The sequence below is a fragment of the Candidatus Benthicola sp. genome, from assembly GCF_058719085.1.
This window is the reverse complement of record NZ_JBZQEK010000116.1, coordinates 1-16911: the sequence shown is the minus strand read 5'-3', so window position 1 is coordinate 16911 and position 16911 is coordinate 1. Positions and strand designations below refer to the sequence as shown.

Here is a 16911-nt window from a genome sequence, read left to right as displayed (position 1 = left end):
CTGGCGGCCTGTACCGGCTTCGAGTGGGATGCCGGCAACGTCGACAAGAACTGGGACCGCCACCAGGTCTCGGCAGCAGAGTGTGAGCAGGTCTTCTTCCAACGTCCCGTACTGATTGCGGCAGACACGAGGCACTCCCAGACCGAGCCGCGGTTTGCAGCTCTTGGTCACACGGCCGCCGGCAGGCTCCTCAGCATCGTGTTCACGATCCGAGGAACTCTGATTCGAGTGATTTCGGCGCGACCCATGAGTCGTCGCGAGCGGAGGTTGTATGAGCGCGCGTAAAAAGAAGCCCGTAGTGAAGGAGAGCATGCCCAAGTTCCGCACCGAAGATGAAGAGCGGGACTTCTGGGCAGAGCACGACGTGGTCGACTTCTTCGATTGGGAGAAGTCGGTCTCTGGCTCGTTCCCCGCGCTCAAGCCGTCCACTCAGACGATTTCGCTGCGTTTGCCCAAGGCCCTGCTCGAGGAGCTGAAGACGCTCGCAAACGAAAGGGACGTTCCCTACCAGAGTCTGCTGAAGGTCTTTCTGGCAGAGCGCGTCGCCCGAGAGCGAGGCCGAAAGCGAAGTCGGGCGAAGGCTGACGTCTAACCTGCGCCTGGATCTGACGCGGTGAGGAAACGAAGCGATCAAACAGAGAAGGCGCGCAGCTCAGGAGCCGACCGTTAGGCGGCAAAGGAAGGTGCTGTGAGGAATCCGGACCCACGATGGGCCACCGTCACTTCACTCGTCTTCTTCTGTATCCTGGCTCCCTCTATGAAGGCCCAGGAACCATCCGAGTCAATTGCGGTCGCCGATCCGCTCATCTACACGGTCGTCTACTCGGATTCCCTAGGACTCTCACATTTTGCCGATCTACATGTCGACTTCGAACTAGTCGATTACGCTCCACCGGCGCCGCCGATCTCGGTGTCGGAAGTGACGGAGGCTGATGGCCTCGTCTTCATATCGAGTCCGGGGGGGTGGTATGGCGATTGGCACCCGGCGCCGCGTCGGCAGATGATCTTCTGTTTGTCCGGCAAGCTGGAGGTCGAGGTGTCAGACGGAGAAGTCCGTCGCTTTGGGCCGGGAGCAGTCATTCTCGTTGAGGACACGAGCGGTCAAGGGCACGTGACACGCGTCGTAGGCGAGGATCGAGCGTATCTTCTCGCGGCCCCAACTCCAAGACCATTCGGGAAGCGACCTGCCCCCTAACACGCGCCTGGAGCTGACGCGGTGAAGATCGAAAGCAAACAAACAGAGTCAGCGCGCAGCTCAGGCGCTGACCGTTAGATAGCGACAGGATCCTTAACGCTTGACGTTATTAACGCGTCACGTTATTATTCTTCGTGATCAAGAGCTTCCGTGACCGCGACACCGAGCGTCTGTTCCAGCGCCGCCCCGTGCGGAAGCTGGGTTCCGACATGCAGAAGGTCGCGCTCCGCAAGCTCCGTATGCTGGACGCAGCGACGGTACTCGATGACCTGCGACTACCTCCAGGCAACCGCTTGGAGAAGCTCAAGGGAGACCGGGCCGGCCAGCACAGCATTCGGATCAACCAGCAGTGGCGGATCTGTTTTCGCTGGCGGTCGGGAGACGCATACGACGTCGAGATCGTCGATTACCACTAGGAGGACCTGATGCCGGCCAAGAAGCTACCGCCTGTCCACCCTGGCGAGGTGTTGCTCGAGGAGTTCCTCGAGCCGATGGAGATCAGCCAGTACCGACTGGCCAAGGACATCAGTGTGCCTCCCCGCCGGATCAACGAGATCGTGCACGGAAAGCGCAGCATCACTGCGGATACCGCCCTGCGCCTGTCCCGGTATTTCGGCACCTCCGAGAAGTTCTGGCTCAATCTCCAGACCGGATACGACCTCGAGGTAGAGCGTGACCGCCTCGGCGACCGACTCGAGGAAGAGGTTCTACGGCGCGCTGTCTAACACACGCCCGGAGCTGGCTCGGCGAGAATACAAAGCACACGAACACAGTCGGCGCGCAGCTCAGGCGCCGACCGTTAGGCAGCATCATCAAATCAACGACGCGCAGGAGGTGTCTCCGATGCGGATCATGGTCGCGGTGTTGCTGCTGACCCTGCTTCCGCCTGCGACGGGTTTGGCGCAGGCACCTGCCGATAGTGCGGCCATCCACGAAACGGTCTTGGACTATGTGGACGGCTGGTGGACCGGCGATGCCGAACGAATGGCAGGCAGCCTACACCCGGATCTCGTGAAACGAATTGTCGTGATACACGAGGTCACCGGACGGAGCCTCCTGAACTCGATCACCAAGAGCGATATGGTCGAGTACACACGCGCGGGAGGTGGCAGCGCGGAGATTGAGCAGAAGGGCGAAGTCGAAGTACAAATCGTGTCTATTGAGGGTGGGATCGCGAATGTCATGGCCACGTCGGCTCGCTACGTCGACTACCTCCACGTGGCGAAGTGGAACGACCGCTGGCTGATTGTGAACGTGCTTTGGGCGCCGCGCTCGTTCAGGCGCTGACCGTTAGACGAATGAACCGGAGACCCGCATGAGGCTCATTCTTCGCCGAATCCGAGGTGCACTCGGCAACGCCCTTGTCTGGGGAGTTGGGTGGTTCTTCGCCGGGTGTGCCCTCTTTCTAGGGTTCACCTTGTTCGACCGTTATTCGACGGAACTGTCCTGGCGACTCGTACGGTTCATGCTGCAGGCTGGGTTTGGGACTGGGGTAGCCGGGGCCGTGACGGGAGGGCTCTTCTCAGCATTCGTGGCGGCGAACTTCCGGAACAAGAAGCTCCGTGATGTCAGTGCCGCCAGGTTTGCGCTGGGCGGCACTCTCGTAACCACGCTGGTAGTAGTTTCCGTAACCTATGCGTTCAGCTTGTTTTCCGACTGGCCCTTCTTTCTGCGGGACCTGGTGCAGCCCTTGCTGACGTTCGTTCCGGTCGGCGCGATCACTGCTTTCGGATCGATCAAACTTGCCCAGAGGGGACTCCCGGCGCCCGAGGATTCTGCTCGGCTGGGAGGTCGCCCTGAGAAGTACACTCCGATGCCGAGGCAGCCCAATGTATAACCCTCGCATGGAGCTGACGGCGGGCGTAACCACCCGGCTTCGGGCGTCAAATACTCTGTAAGGAGTTGCTGTTCGGCTGAATCATCGGCGCGCAGCCCAAGTTCTTCGGAACCACGCCGGGCTTCTGGATGAACCTGCAGCGGCGCTGGAATCTCTATCCACGCTGCGCTCGGCGAGAGGTGACACGCGCCGTCCGACGCGGGACGGAGCGGCATGGCGCGCGGTGTTCGCGGCACCCATTTTGACCACGTTGTACCAAGCCCAGAAGGTTGCCGGCCAAGGTGTCGAATCCGAGAAGTGCCCCCGTGAGATTCCAGCCTTCCGAGTAAGGAGAGCCACAATGAGTCGCGCGTTACTTCGATCGATAGCCTCGATCCCTTTGATCTTCTTCGCCATGCCCGGTCTTTGCGCCGCTCAGGCGACCACCGACATCCCCGTGGAGATCACCACGCAGGACAAGCTCGAGACCCGCATCGGAAAGCTCGAGTTCAAAGACGGCGTGCCGACGGCGAAGACCGCCCAGATGGTCCGCGACAACCTCTACTTTATCCGCGCCGTGAACGCGTACAACAACAGCTTCCGCGGGGCGTCGGCCTACGCGATCGCGGAGGGGTTCCGGAGCATCGGCGCAGAGGAAAACACGCTCGTCCTGTTTCCGACGTTGATGGACAGCCGGTCCCTCTTCCTCACCGGCAACACCGACACGGTGTATTACGTGTGCGTCATCGATCTGTCCGACGGGCCCATGGTGATCGAGCAGCCGGCCAACGGCCTCGGCACGATCAACGACATGTGGTTCTCGTGGATCATCGATATCGGCCGGCCGGGCCCCGATCGCGGAATGGGCGGCAAGTACCTGATCGTGCCACCGGGATACGCCGGACCGCTGCCCGAGGGTGGGTACTTCATCGCGCACTCCAGGACGAAGCGCGTGCTCTATGCGGCCCGCGCTTTTCTCGTGGACGGCGACCCCGCACCGGCCGTCGAGAACATCAAGCGGAACTTCAAGCTCTATCCGTATACACCGGGTGGTTTCGGCACCAGCATCGCCACGGCGCTCGAGGGCGAAGTCCGGCTGGGCCAGGACCCGCCGGTCCCCGAGACGAAGATCGTCGAAGCCAGCGGAAAGGCGTTCAACACGATTCCGCCCAGCGACTTCGGCTATTTCGAAATGATCAACGAGAACGTACAGCGGGAACCACCGACCAGTTACGACCCGGAGCTCGCCGGACAGCTGGCCGCTATCGGCATCGTGCACGGCAAGCCGTTCCAGCCCGACGCACGGATGAAGGAGATCCTCACGGAAGCCGCGTCGTTCGGAAGCGCGACCGGCCGTACGCTCAACTGGCGCTATGCGACTCTGCATCCGGAATGGTCGTACTACCCGAACTCCATGTGGGGTACGATGCTATGGGAAGGCGGCGCGTTCTTCGAGACCCCGCCCCCGGCGTTCGAGGATGGCATGTTCAAGCCGTATCCGCCGACCGGGGCACGGACGCTGGATTCGCGCACCGCGTTCTACTACGCATACACGCTCGACTCGCCGGGCATGATCATGAACATCCCGGGTGTCGGTTCGCAGTACCTGATGGGCTTCCTGGACTCCGACGGCAATCAGTTCGACGGCAGCAAGACGTACAAGGTCACACTGCCCAAGGACATACCGGCACGCGCCTTCTGGTCGCTCACCCTGTACGACAACCAATCGCGTTCGATGCTCCAGACTCCGCAGCTCTACCCGCGGGCCGGGAGCCAGGCCTATCCGTCGCCGGCGGCGTCCGCCGCGGCCGACGGCTCGACGACCATATACTTCAGTCCGACGCAGCCTGAGGGCGTTGCCCGTGGCAACTGGATCCAGACGGACCCGAGCAAGGGATGGTTCGTGATCCTCCGACTCTACAGTCCGCTGCCATCGTTCTTCGACAAGACATGGCGGCCGAGCGAGATCGAACGGGTCCGGTGAATCGGCCCGCCTGACGACGGCATGGGCGGACCGGCAGCGCGGGCCGGTTCGCCCTTTGCCGCGCTGCTTGGGCGCTGACCGATAGAGAGACGCTGACTACCGGCGCTCTGAGAACTGGAGTTCGTAACGGCGCACGCGCTGAACGCCCAGGTCGTCACGGGCGACCGCCCACATCGTATCCGCCCGCAGCACGGGCGGTACCCGCCAGTCCAGGTCCCTCGGCATGACCACACTGCCCAGGTAGCTCCCATCAGGCTCGAATGCGTCGGCAAGCCGCTCCTGGCGCCACCGAATCTCCGTATCGTACGGATCGTCGGGGTCGTAGTCCGGGTCCTCGGTCTCGTAGGCCTCGCCGTCTCGAAGGACCCAGATCCTGCCACCCGTTCCGGTGACGATCCCGGAGAAGTAGGGCTTGCTGTCAGGGATGCCCGGACCGCTCCAGCGCCAGCTCCGGTCGAGCCAGCGCATCGTGTTCAAAACGCGCAGTTCCTCTTGCTCTCGTTCCTCGGACGTCACGGGAAGAGGTGCCACCTCGCGCTCGATGCGGAGTGGCACCGAGTCTCGATGGAGCGTCAGCGCGTACGCGTCACCCGCGCCGTGGACTACGAATCCGTCCGGGTGCCAGGCCCAGTGCTCTGTGGCCGCGAAAGGCAGATCGATCTCCGATGCGTTTCCCCCGACTCGAGCCACGAAGCGGTGCGCTCGCCGCCCGAGGTCTGGAATGGAGAGCGTGTCGATCACAGCTCCGTCCGGGCCGATCCTCACCAGGCCGATACGCCATTCCGAAAGCGGGTCGCCGGGGTTCACGAGGTCCGGATTGATGAGGGTGTCCCCCGTCGTTCCCATCGCTCGCCGGTTGATATACTGGCCGGTGATGACCCGCCAGCTGGCCGATGGGGTCCCGTCAGAGAGAAACACTTGAAGACGAGCATTGCCACGGTCGCGCACGACGACTCGCCCGTCCGGGAGTACCGCCATTCCTGCGTCCGGGCTTTCCAGTTCCCCCGGGCCCTGGCCCTTCCGGCCCCAGGACTCGATGTACGCTCCGTCACCGCTGAAGACTCGAATGGCCGGCACCTGTCGGTCCACGATGAGCAGGCGACCGTCGGATTGAACCGCAATGGAGGCCACTCGCCCGAAGGAGGTCTCCGGCGGCCCGTCGAGTTCACCGATGCTGACGGTCGTCTTCCAGGTCGGCTCCGACGCCCACCCGGCGCCATGAAGAGTGCGTACGACGAGAGTGTCTCCCCGCATCGCACGAACCACGTCAGCGTCGCCCGCGGGCGGATCACCGCTGCAGCCGGTCAGAACCAGTAGCGACAGGACCAGACGTTTCATGACAACCCTGGTGTGGGGAGCAGCGGGTAGACGTGATCACGACTACCGACCGGAGACGCCGTATGTTCCGTGCACACCCGACGGGAACTGGGCCGCTGCAGGCCACGACCTTTCTTGCGCGGCGCGACGCCGTCCCCTCAACTTCCCGCGTCGAAGGTTGGCCCCGCCTGGATCTCCCGATGAGGTACCGTGCGAAGATTCTGGTCCGAGCTGAAACGTAGAGGCGTAATCCGCGTCGTCGTCGCGTACGTCGTCGTGGGTGTCGGGGTCGGCGGAGCCGCTGAGGTCTTTCTCCCCAACCTCGGCGCACCGGACTGGGCCCTCTCCACGGTGCTCGCCATCATCGTCCTCGGCCTTCCGGTCGCGGCCGTGATGTCGTGGGCCTTCGACCTCACTCCAGACCGCGGGCCGTCCGTCGTATCGGCGGCAACCGGTCCCGACGCGGCTCCGATCCTGACCTCCGGACCGGGCACGACGGGCGCAGGAGCGCCGAACACGCCGCCCTCGCCCAAGTCGATCGTGGTTCTCCCCTTCACGAACCTGAGCGCCGACCCGGGAAACGAGTACTTCAGCGACGGCGTGACGGAGGACATCCTCACGTACCTCGCCCGGGTCCAGGATCTGCACGTCATCTCGAGGACGTCCGCGATGGCGTTCAAGGGTTCCTCGGCGACCCTCCGCGAGATCGCGGCCGAGCTCGGCGTCGCGACCGTGCTCGAGGGCTCGGTCCGACGGGTCGAGGACCGCGTCCGAGTCACGGCCCAGCTGATCGACGCGGCGACGGATCGCCACATCTGGGCAGAGCAGTATGACCGCGCCCTCGACGACATCTTCGCGGTTCAGAGCGACGTCGCCGAGGAAATCGCGAACGCGCTTCACGCCCGGCTCTCTCCCCAGGAACTGTCCGGTCTCCGCGACGTGCCCACCTCGGACATGGAGACCTACGAGCTCTACGTGAAGGGACGGCAGGCGGTCTGGACGATTCAGCCCCAGGAGATCCGTCGCGGCGTGTCACTGCTCGAAGCCGCGACCGAGCGGGATCCCGAACTCGCGGGAGCGCGCGCGACCCTCGCCTTCGGGTATCTGATCGCGGCGTACTGGGCGGGGGCCGAGCCTCGAAGGGCGTGGGCGAGGGCCTTCACGGCGGCGAAACAGGCCCTCGAACTGGACCCGAGAAATCCGACGGCATGGGGAGCCCTCGGTGCTGCCCAGGGGCACCAGGACTTCGACTGGGACGGCTCGGCGGAGTCGATGAAGAAGTCGACCGAGTTCGGTCCGAACGATCGCGACGCGCACTTCTTCCGAGGGGTGAACTTCCTCACGAAGGGCTGCTATGCCGAAGCAGCGGTCTTTTATCAGCGAGCCGCCGAGCTCGACCCGCTCGATCCCCTCATGGCCTCGCACCGTGCGACCGCGCTCTGGTGTGGCGGCGACGTCGTCGCAGCCGAGAAGATCTTCAGCCGGGTGCTCACCGATTACCCGAACTTCGCGGACGCCCACGGACTCCGAGCCCTCGGCCTCTCCCGGGACGGGCGCTGGGAGGAGTTTGCCGCGGCGAATCACCGCGGCGCCCAGCTGACCGGAATGCACCCGATCTACAGGGCCCGCGAAGCGCTCGGCCTCCGAAGAGCCGGGCGGATCGACGAGGCGCAGGAGATCGTCGCCGAAGTGCGCGAAGCCGATCTCTCTACCCTCTCGAACGTCCGCGCGGTGGCCGCGCTGGCGGCCGGCGAGGACGACCTGGCGCTCGAGGAGCTCTCGGTGGCGATCGAGGAACGTCAGCCGATGCCGATGTGGATGCGCATCGGGAAGTTCTTCGACGAGTCGGACCCGCGGGTTCGGGAGTGCTTCGCTCCTCTGTGGCACGGGCGATGGGGTGAGGGCTGACCGACCTCATCGAGGGTCGAAACCCGCTATCTCTTCGGCAAGAGTGGCGCCCTGGCAGTGAGTGAGCCGCATGATAGAGTGGAGTCAGGTGGATCACATAGGCCTGAGGTTTCGGAACGAGAGAGCCAGATGGAGAGGTCGTCGTCGGCTATGGCGCATTGGGCAAGCCTGACCGCGTTCTACGCCCTCCATGCGTGCGTGCTCCTGGTGTGTGGATGGGACCGGGGATGGTGGCAGGCGTGGGCCTATTCTCTCCTCTTCGTCTGTTCAGGAATCGGCTGGCGACTCCGAGCCGAGCGGCGGCATCCGGGACTGATGGCGGAACGGGCGCAGCTCTCGAGGGCTCCGGGCATCAAGTCCTGGGACCGAATCCTGGCCCCCATGATGGCGCTGAGCTTAGGCTTGCCCCTGTTCGTCGTGGCGGGGCTGGACCACCGCTTCGGGTGGTCGCCGCACTTCCCGAACGGGCTCAACATCCTCGGACTGATGCTGGCCGCGGTCGGCTACGGCTTTGCGGGGTGGGCGTTCCTGGAGAACCGCTTCTTCTCAGCAGTGGTGCGCATTCAGTCGGAACGTGGACACGTGGTGTGCGACACCGGCCCATACAGGATCGTCCGGCATCCGGGCTACGCCGGAAGCCTTCTTCCCCCGTTTGCCATGGTACTGGCATTGGACTCGGTCTGGACCCTGGTTCCGGCGACGGCCGCTGTCGTCATAGCCGTGGTGAGGACTGCCCTCGAAGACCGGACGCTGCAGCAGGAGCTCCCGGGGTACCGGGAATACGCCGGCCGCGTCCGCTACCGCTTGATTCCAGGGATCTACTGATCGATCGTGCCGGCAGTCGACGGGAGAACTCCCATTAGCCTGGAAGGGACCATGAAGGCACACCTCGTTCGATTCGTCGTTCCGAGTCGCTGCGGCATGCATTTGTAGGGCGAGCAGGCAGGCGAGTCTGACGAGACCTGTGTCACCCTCCTGCGCATTGTGCCGGGCGAGGAGAGCACGCAATGAAGGCTATCGTCCACGATACGTACGGCCCACCCGAGGTTCTGGAGCTCAGGGACATTCCGAAGCCGCGCATCGGGGATGAGGACGTGCTCATACGCGTCCACGCCGCCGGCCTGGATCCGAGCGTGTGGCACCTCATGACCGGTCTGCCGTACCTGGTGCGCCTGATGTTCGGTCTGCGCAAGCCGAGAACCCCTGTCCCGGGCTGGGATGTTGCGGGTGTCGTTGAGGAAGTGGGCAAGAGTGTGGAGGAGTTCCGGGCCGGCGATGAGGTGTTCGGATCCTGCAGAGGCTCTTTCGCCGAGTATGCGTCCGCCCGCGCAGACAGGCTCATGCTCAAGCCGGCCAATCTCACTCTGGAGCAGGCCGCCGCGATTACCGTTTCTGCCTCCACTGCGCTGCAGGCTCTGCGAAACGCCGGGAATGTGCAGTCAGGTCAGCACGTGCTGGTGATCGGCGCAGGAGGGGGCGTGGGCACCTTCGCGGTGCAGATCGCCAAGGCCTTCGGAGCGAAGGTCACTGGAGTCTGCAGCACTGCGAAGACCGACCTGGTTCGTTCGATCGGCGCTGACGAGGTGATCGATTACACCCGGGAGGATTTCGTCGAAGGACGTGAGCGCTACGATCTCATCCTCGACATGGCGGGCAATCGATCGGTCCCACACATGAAGCGCGTCCTCACGCCCCGGGGGACGCTCGTGGCCGTCGGCGGAGAAGGCGGCGGCCGGTGGTTCGGGGGCCTCGGAGAATCGCTCGTGTGGCTCGCCCTCTCCCCGTTCATGCGCAAGAAATACCGCCTGCTGATGGCAAACGTGTGCAAGGAAGATCTGCAGACCCTGAAAGAACTCATCGAAGCCGGTAACGTCAGGCCGGTCATCGACAGGACCTATCCCCTGAGCGAGGTGCCGGAGGCCATCCGATCCTGGGAGCGCGGCCACGCCCGGGGAAAGGTCGTGATCACGGTGTGAGAGGTAGAGGCCCTTGACCGGAGCGGAGCTGATCGAGGCCGTACGCGGATGGGCCGAGCGTCGCCCTGACATTCGGGCATTGGCGATCGTCGGCTCGCACGCGCGTGGCGAGGCCCGGCCGGACTCCGACCTCGATTTCATTCTGCTGGCACTAGAACCTGCTCGGTATCTTCGCCAGACTGGCTGGGTATCGAAGATCGGTAACGCACTGGACTCTTCACTGGAGGACTGGGGAAAGGTCCAGTCTCTACGCGTCAGATTTCGCGATGCTCCGGAGGTGGAGTTCAGTTTCGCTGGCCCGGAATGGGCCGCCCTTCCTCCTGACAGCGGCACCTCCAGGGTTATCCGCGGGGGGTGCCGCACGCTGATGGATCGCGACGGGTTGCTGGGCCAGGTCATAGCTGCTGTCGGGCTGGACTCCCGTTCGATGGCAAAGGGAGATTGAGGGTTATGGTGCGGTTCGAAGTGTTCGGTCGGAAGGTGGACATGAGACGACGAGATCGCCTGTACCTGCTGCCCGTTCTTCTGCTCGCAGGCGTCGGTGCCTGCGGCCTGGAATCCAAGTCAGACCAGGTTCAGGTCGACTTGGACCGACCGACCGTGATCGTCCTGCAACCCTACGTCGGACGACTGGTCACGGTGACGGGCAGGTTGAATGGAGATTCTCTTCGGCTTCTCTTCGACAGCGGCGGCGGCGAGACGCTGCTGGCACCCTGGGTCGCCGCCGACATTCCCTGCATGCCATCGGGCCGGAGCGTGGGTTTCCGCATGTCCGGCGAACGCGTGGAGTGGCCCCTGTGCCACGATGTTTCGCTGGATCTCGCCGGGCAGACCGTGGTCGATTCCGGGGTGGGGATCTGGGATGTCATGGCGATACTGCCGGACGGGCTGCCCAGATTGGATGGCATCATTTCCCTCGAGACGTTCAGGGATCGTCTTCTGATCCTGAGTCTCGCGGAGTCGAGGCTGGAGCTGCACACCGAGGTCACCTTTCGCGATCGGGTGCGCACGATGACCCCTGTGCCGATGCGCATCGCGAACGGCAACGACGGCAGCCAACTGACGGTATTCCTGGAGGGGCGACTGGCCGGTACCGACCGGAACGCGTGGCTTCTCCTCGACAGCGGCAATCTCGCGGAAACGCTTCTGGCCCCCCACGTGCGCAGCGACACTGCCGCCGCGAACGTGACCATCGTATTCTCGGACAGCCTCGCGGTGGCGGCTCCAGCTCGCAGGGCGGACATCATTTACGATGGGGCGCTGTCGGAGGCCTTCCTGCGGCAGCTGGTGATCGCGCTCGACCTGGGACGAGGGCAGGCGTGGGTCGCCCCCGCTCCCTGACACGCGAACGGTGGGCAATGCGTCATGAAGACCAAACCTGAACACGATGAACGAATCGCAAACATGACGTTTGCCTCCGTCTATCCGCATTACGTCGAGAAGGTCGAGAAGAAGGGACGCACGATCGAAGAGCTTCATCAGGTGATCGCATGGCTCACGGGATTCGGCGAAGCCGAACTGCAGGTCCAGATCGAGAATCGGGCCACGTTTCGGCAGTTCTTCTCAGAAGCCAGGCTCAACCCGAACGCAAGCCTGATCACGGGTGTGATCTGCGGATATCGCGTGGAAGAGATCGAAACCCCCTTGACCCAACAGGTGCGGTACCTGGACAAACTGGTGGATGAACTCGCGAGGGGCCGCAAGATGGAGAAGATCCTGCGGGCTACCTAGCTGGCACCGGAAAGGCGAGAGAGCCCGGGTGAGTGAGTTCGAGTTCATTTCGGTCCTGATCTCGATGGTCGTCGGTATCGGGATCGCCCAGCTCCTGCGAGGCGTGGCCCAGGCGGTGCACGAACGGAGACAGGCGCCGATCGACTCGGTCCATATGGTGTGGACCGCCGCGGTCTTCCTCAACCTCGTCCTGAACTGGTGGGTGCTGTTCTCCTGGCGTAGCCACGAGGTATGGAGCTTCACTCTCTTCCTGTCGCTCATCCTGTGGTCCGTGGCCCTTTACCTGCCCGTCGTATTCCTCTATCCACCCCAGAAGCCGCCAAGCGAAGGTTGGGCGGCCGTTTACGCGAGCAACCGCCCGTGGTTTCTGGGCGGGTTTGCCGCCTTCGCCGCCGCCGACGTCTGGGTCACGGCGCTCCGCGGAGGTTTGTTCGACCCCCCGTACTACATTCCTTTCGTCGGGCAATACTTCCTACTCTGGATGACGGGTGCGTTCATCGCCTCGCCGAGGTACCAGAAGTTCCTGGGCTGGTACACGCTGGTCAGCCTCGCCGTGTGGTCATTGGTCGTACGCAGGTTTCTGGTGTGAGCGCTGAGTGGCGGGCCGGGACCAAGTATCTGAAAGGCCGTTAGGAGGCTTCATGGCCATCAAGCGCATCTGGCACGGCTGGACCACGATCGAGAACGCAGAGGCGTACAGCGAAGTCCTGCTGGGCACGGTCATTCCGGGTATCGAGGCGAAGGCGATCGAAGGATACCGAGGGATCGACGTCCTCCGTCGGGAGCACGAATCCGAAGTGGAGTTCGTGACGATCATGACGTTCGACTCCATCCAGAGCGTGATCCACTTCCAGGGCGAGGACTACGCCCGCAGCTACGTCCCGGATGTCGCCCGGGCGGTCCTCAAACGGTGGGACGCGACGGCCGCACACTTCGAGGTGCTGAGCCGCAGGTCGGCGAGGGACCTATGAACTGGGACATGCTGGGTGCTCTGGCGGAGATCGCGGGGGCAGGTTTCGATGTGGTCCACTGACGATCGCGGGGAGGTGGCGGTCGATCTCCCACAGTATTCCCGCAAGCAGGTAGCGCTTGTCTGGGGGGCAGCGGCTGTCCCCATGGCGCTGCTCGGGTGGATCGCGAATCCGCTCGTCGCCGGCCCGATCGATAGCCGGGCCGGGATCCCGGGGACCGCCAGAGTCCTGCTCATGACCCTGGGACTGATCTGGCAGTTCGTGATGGTCCTGCTGCTCGTGCGGCACGAGGCCGGAGCCCTGTCATGGCCCATCCTGCGAGACAGACTCTGGCTTTCCACACCGCACCACCCGCGCACGGGGCTGCCGGACCGGCGCCTCTGGCTGTGGGTCGTCCCGCTGGCACTGGCATATCCACTCTGGACCTTCACCATCGGTCCGATTCTCACAGACGCCTGGGTGACGAGCTTACCGTTCCTCGCCGAGCCGCCTGAATTCAGCCTGTCCCGACTCCTCGACGAGCCACAGACCAGAGCGCTTCTCGTCGGGGCCTGGTGGTTCTACGCCCTCTTCCTGCTCCTGGCGCTCTTCAATACGGTGCTCGGAGAGGAGCTTCTCTTCCGCGGGCTTCTCCTCCCCCGGATGCGAGGCGCTTTCGGCCGCCTGGATTGGCTGGCGAACGGCACCCTGTTCGGGCTCTACCACCTGCATCAGCCGTGGGGGATTCCCGGTGGCGTGGTCGTGGGGGCCCTGCTCTTCGCCTTGCCCGCGAGGGTGTTTCGGAGCGCGTGGATGCCGATCATCGTGCACTCGGGGCAGAGCCTGTTCTTCGCTATCGTGGTTCTGCAACTGATACTCGGCCGAACGTAGCCGACTCGGAGTCGTCCATGTCGAGATGCTGGATGCTGTCCCTGGTCCTCTGCGTTCTCACGGGGTGCACCGGGAGCGCCACGGATGTCGCAGGCACCAGGAAAGCGGTGGCAGAGCGGTTCATGCGTGGGGTGTACGGGTGTGATCCGACGGTGGTCCCCGAGCTCGCGGCCGACAGTGTCGTCGTCAGCTATCCGGTCTTCGAGGAGCTCTTCGGTACGCCGGCGATTCGGGGCAGTGCGGACGTCGAGCAGTTCGCCAGAAGGTTCTGCGACCGGTGGAAGGAAGGCGAAATCACGGTTCATGATGCGCTCGAAGACGACAATCGGGTCGTCCTGGTCTGGAGCTTCCGGGCGCGCAACGTGGCTTCCGGGGAAACCAGCAGCTGGGGTGGGATATCCCTGTACCGTTTCGATGGCGCGGGTCGGATCGTCGCAGAGATCGGCGAAGAGAGCACGCCGGGACCTGCCGGGCGCCTGGACCGATGAAGGTTTCCTGCGGCTGGAGGGGAGTTCAATGACTCGAAGCATCAAAGTGATCCTGGTCGTGGCCGCACTGTCGAGCAGCGCAGCCTCTGCATTGCTCGCGCAGGCCCTTCCCGAAGGTCATCAGCCGGGCGATGAGGCAGCGGTTCTCGATGCGATGGACCGCTTTCTTTCCGCCATCTCCGACAACGACCTCGAGGCGCAGGCTGCGATGCAGACCCCGGACGGCATGACCTATCAGTGGCGCCCGACAGGCGACGGGGACATGCACATCACGGCGCGCCCCAACTCCTACTGGACCGACCCGGCCCGAAACGACGGACGCATGTACCGAGAGCGGTACTGGTCGCCCACCGTGATGATCCGGGGCGGAATCGCGGTGGTGTGGGCGCCCTACGAATTCTGGGTCGATGGTGAAACGAGTCACTGCGGCGTCGACGTCATCGACTTCGTGAAGATAGATGGGGAATGGGTCGTCGCGAACGCGATGTGGACGGTCGAACCCGATGCCTGCGGTGAATTGCGACCGGCCGACGCAGCGGATCTCCGCCCCGAGGACTGACAGTAAGTCGACCGCACGAGGGGTCAGCCTTGCACGAACTTCCTACCATGTTCCGCCGGGCCACAAGCTCGAGCGTGGCGAGCGACTACGGACTGCCGCCAGATCTGCTGGCGAAGGCCCGCACTCGGGTCGCGGGCCTGGCAGCCGTGCTCGGGGGCCTGTCGATGATCGCGCTGCTCCTCAGCGCCACGGTGTACAGGGAAGAGGTCGGCTCGGCGGTCCTGCTCCAGCACCTGCTCGGCGTCGGGCTGGCACTGGTGGTCATCATCGTCGCCCGATCCCATCGGGTGGCCGACGTGACGGCTTTGACTGTCGGCCTGGCGTACGAAGTGTTCCTGTGCTGGATCGTCTCCTTCGCCGCACAGCAGGCCACCATCGGGATGGTCGGCCGTGCGCCGGAGCTGACCTGGACCTCGCTGATCATCGTCATCTTCCCGATGGTGATTCCGTTGCCCCCGAGGCGCCTGCTCGTCGCGTCGCTTCTGTCAGCGATCAGCTCGCCCCTGTCGCTAGTGGTGCTCGACCGCCTGGGGCGGCACCCGCTCTCGATCGACGAGCTGGTGGGGGTGTCGCTGAGCCCGGCGTTCGCGGTCGTTCTCGCCTACTTCGGGGCCCGCATGATCTACTCGATCGGCCTCGACGTCTCGAGGGCCAGGCTGATGGGCGCCTACCGGCTCGAGTCGCGTCTCGGCGCCGGTGGAATGGGGGAGGTGTGGCGCGCCAGCCATCGCTTGCTGGCTCGGCCCGCCGCGGTCAAGCTGATCGCGCCGGAGCAGCTGGGCGACGACCCCCGCGCGGTGCTGACCCGGTTCGAGCAGGAGGCGCAGGCGACGGCCCTGCTGCGCTCGCCGCACACGGTGGAAGTCTACGATTTCGGCCTGTCCAGCGATGGTTCTCTGTACTACGTGATGGAGCTGCTCGACGGACTGGATCTTCAGCGGCTCGTCGAGACGCACGGCCCGCTGTCCGCCTCGCGGGTCATCCACATCCTCCGCCAGGCTTGTCACTCCCTGGGCGAGGCTCACGCGGCCGGCCTGGTCCACCGGGACATCAAGCCGGCCAACATCCTGGTCTGCCGCTACGGCGCCGACTTCGACTTCGTGAAGGTGCTCGATTTCGGCCTGGTCAAGAAGCAGGAGCGGGTCGAGGAGGAAGCCCTGACGCAGAAGGGTCATTTCCTTGGCACGCCGGCCTTCTTCGCCCCGGAAATCGTTCTCGGTTCCGCTGTCGACGGACGGGCCGATCTCTACTCGCTCGGCTGTGTCGCGTACTGGTTGCTGACCGGCTCGCGGGTGTTCGAAGCCGAAACGGTCATGGCCCTGGCGGCGAAGCACGTGCAGGAAGAGCCAGCGCCGCCTTCCGCACGCGCCGAGTTGGTGATCCCCGCGGACCTCGAAGGGATCGTCCTGGACTGCCTGCGCAAGAACCCCGCGGAGCGTCCCGGCACCGCCGGGGAACTCGCCGACAGACTGTCCACTTGCGATGTGCCCGCGTGGAGCCGGGAGGATTCGAAGCGCTGGTGGCAGCTCAGATTTCCGGACGGCGCCGCCGTCTGACGGTCTGCGGGTCCACTCGCGTCATCCGACGGAATCGGGAGGGGAATACCATGAATCCGGAACACGACGCGTTGCTGTCCCGCTACCTGGAGGGTCCACATCTTCTCGAGCGGGCGATCGCCGGCCTGGGCGATGCCGAGCTCGATGCTCCTCCTTCGGGCGGCGGTTGGAGCATCCGGCAGATCGTCCATCACATCGTTGACGGCGACGACATATGGAAGCTCGGCATCAAGGCGGCACTCGGATCCGGAGAGGGGGAGTTCGCGTTCGACTGGTACTTCGCGCTGACACAGGACGCCTGGACCGAGCACTGGGGCTATTCCCGGCGCCGGGTCGACGTTTCGCTCGACCTGCTCAGGGCGATCCGGGCGCACGTGGCGCAGCTCATCGAGCGCGTGCCGGGTGCCTGGGATCGTTCCATCGGTGTCCGGACACCGATGGGCACCGAGTCGGTATCGATTCGTCAGATGGTCGAGATGCAGGCCGACCACGTCGAGCACCACGTCGAGAGAATCGCCGCGATTTGTGCGGAGGGCCGTG

General features: G+C 64.3%; 22 protein-coding genes. 21 read left to right on the top strand and 1 reads right to left on the bottom strand.

What is annotated here, in order from left to right; genetic code table 11:
• The 8 genes from AC36XV_RS09085 to AC36XV_RS09050 all read left to right on the top strand — a co-directional run.
• A partial coding sequence (locus AC36XV_RS09085) for a BrnT family toxin (RefSeq protein WP_492203368.1) occupies positions 1-285 on the top strand: 285 nt, incomplete at its 5' end.
• On the top strand, positions 272-592 hold the full coding sequence (locus AC36XV_RS09080) for a BrnA antitoxin family protein (RefSeq protein ID WP_492203367.1): 321 nt from the start codon (positions 272-274) through the stop codon (positions 590-592). The genes AC36XV_RS09085 and AC36XV_RS09080, both read left to right, overlap by 14 nt.
• A gap of 165 nt (positions 593-757) precedes the next feature.
• Positions 758-1195 carry a cupin domain-containing protein gene (locus AC36XV_RS09075; RefSeq protein WP_492203369.1) on the top strand — a complete coding sequence of 146 codons (438 nt, stop codon included), beginning with the start codon at positions 758-760 and terminating at the stop codon, positions 1193-1195.
• A gap of 134 nt (positions 1196-1329) precedes the next feature.
• Complete coding sequence (locus AC36XV_RS09070; RefSeq protein ID WP_492203366.1) at positions 1330-1611, top strand: type II toxin-antitoxin system RelE/ParE family toxin; 282 nt, start codon at positions 1330-1332, stop codon at positions 1609-1611.
• 9 nt (positions 1612-1620) lie between these two features.
• Positions 1621-1920: a HigA family addiction module antitoxin gene (locus AC36XV_RS09065; protein ID WP_492203365.1), complete on the top strand. Its 300-nt coding sequence runs from the start codon at positions 1621-1623 to the stop codon at positions 1918-1920.
• Between the two features lie 118 nt (positions 1921-2038).
• The gene (locus AC36XV_RS09060; RefSeq protein WP_492203364.1) at positions 2039-2482 is read left to right on the top strand and encodes a nuclear transport factor 2 family protein; all 444 of its coding nucleotides are present in this window, start codon (positions 2039-2041) and stop codon (positions 2480-2482) included.
• A gap of 28 nt (positions 2483-2510) precedes the next feature.
• Positions 2511-3032 carry a hypothetical protein gene (locus AC36XV_RS09055; RefSeq protein ID WP_492203363.1) on the top strand — a complete coding sequence of 174 codons (522 nt, stop codon included), beginning with the start codon at positions 2511-2513 and terminating at the stop codon, positions 3030-3032.
• A 340-nt stretch (positions 3033-3372) separates the two neighbouring features.
• Positions 3373-4995, top strand: coding sequence for a DUF1254 domain-containing protein (locus AC36XV_RS09050; protein ID WP_492203362.1), 1623 nt, complete (start codon positions 3373-3375; stop codon positions 4993-4995).
• Between the two features lie 96 nt (positions 4996-5091).
• Here the strand turns inward: AC36XV_RS09050 and AC36XV_RS09045 are convergent, their stop codons facing one another.
• Positions 5092-6333, bottom strand: a complete 1242-nt coding sequence (locus tag AC36XV_RS09045) for an NHL repeat-containing protein (protein ID WP_492203361.1) — start codon at positions 6331-6333, stop codon at positions 5092-5094.
• Positions 6334-6522: 189 nt separating this feature from the next.
• Between AC36XV_RS09045 and AC36XV_RS09040 the strand changes: the two genes are divergently transcribed.
• The 13 genes from AC36XV_RS09040 to AC36XV_RS08980 form a co-directional block, all read left to right on the top strand.
• Positions 6523-8220, top strand: a complete 1698-nt coding sequence (locus AC36XV_RS09040; RefSeq protein ID WP_492203360.1) for a tetratricopeptide repeat protein — start codon at positions 6523-6525, stop codon at positions 8218-8220.
• 150 nt (positions 8221-8370) lie between these two features.
• Positions 8371-9045, top strand: a complete 675-nt coding sequence (locus AC36XV_RS09035; RefSeq protein ID WP_492203359.1) for a methyltransferase family protein — start codon at positions 8371-8373, stop codon at positions 9043-9045.
• Positions 9046-9227: 182 nt separating this feature from the next.
• Positions 9228-10196, top strand: coding sequence for an NAD(P)-dependent alcohol dehydrogenase (locus AC36XV_RS09030; RefSeq protein ID WP_492203358.1), 969 nt, complete (start codon positions 9228-9230; stop codon positions 10194-10196).
• Between the two features lie 13 nt (positions 10197-10209).
• Positions 10210-10641, top strand: coding sequence for an aminoglycoside 6-adenylyltransferase (locus tag AC36XV_RS09025; protein ID WP_492203357.1), 432 nt, complete (start codon positions 10210-10212; stop codon positions 10639-10641).
• Between the two features lie 41 nt (positions 10642-10682).
• Positions 10683-11537 carry a hypothetical protein gene (locus AC36XV_RS09020; RefSeq protein WP_492203356.1) on the top strand — a complete coding sequence of 285 codons (855 nt, stop codon included), beginning with the start codon at positions 10683-10685 and terminating at the stop codon, positions 11535-11537.
• Positions 11538-11561: 24 nt separating this feature from the next.
• Positions 11562-11927 carry a DUF2200 domain-containing protein gene (locus AC36XV_RS09015; protein ID WP_492203355.1) on the top strand — a complete coding sequence of 122 codons (366 nt, stop codon included), beginning with the start codon at positions 11562-11564 and terminating at the stop codon, positions 11925-11927.
• Positions 11928-11955: 28 nt separating this feature from the next.
• Positions 11956-12516, top strand: coding sequence for a hypothetical protein (locus AC36XV_RS09010; protein WP_492203354.1), 561 nt, complete (start codon positions 11956-11958; stop codon positions 12514-12516).
• 52 nt (positions 12517-12568) lie between these two features.
• The gene (locus tag AC36XV_RS09005) at positions 12569-12898 is read left to right on the top strand and encodes an antibiotic biosynthesis monooxygenase (RefSeq protein ID WP_492203353.1); all 330 of its coding nucleotides are present in this window, start codon (positions 12569-12571) and stop codon (positions 12896-12898) included.
• 144 nt (positions 12899-13042) lie between these two features.
• Positions 13043-13768, top strand: a complete 726-nt coding sequence (locus AC36XV_RS09000; protein ID WP_492203352.1) for a CPBP family intramembrane glutamic endopeptidase — start codon at positions 13043-13045, stop codon at positions 13766-13768.
• A gap of 17 nt (positions 13769-13785) precedes the next feature.
• Entirely contained in the window at positions 13786-14256 is a 471-nt protein-coding gene (locus AC36XV_RS08995; RefSeq protein ID WP_492203351.1) for a nuclear transport factor 2 family protein, read from the top strand.
• Between the two features lie 28 nt (positions 14257-14284).
• A complete protein-coding gene (locus tag AC36XV_RS08990) occupies positions 14285-14815 on the top strand; it encodes a hypothetical protein (RefSeq protein ID WP_492203350.1) in 531 nt (176 codons plus the stop codon).
• Between the two features lie 74 nt (positions 14816-14889).
• Positions 14890-16371: a serine/threonine-protein kinase gene (locus AC36XV_RS08985; RefSeq protein WP_492203349.1), complete on the top strand. Its 1482-nt coding sequence runs from the start codon at positions 14890-14892 to the stop codon at positions 16369-16371.
• A 50-nt stretch (positions 16372-16421) separates the two neighbouring features.
• Positions 16422-16911: DinB family protein (locus AC36XV_RS08980; protein WP_492203348.1), on the top strand; the 490-nt coding region annotated here is incomplete at its 3' end.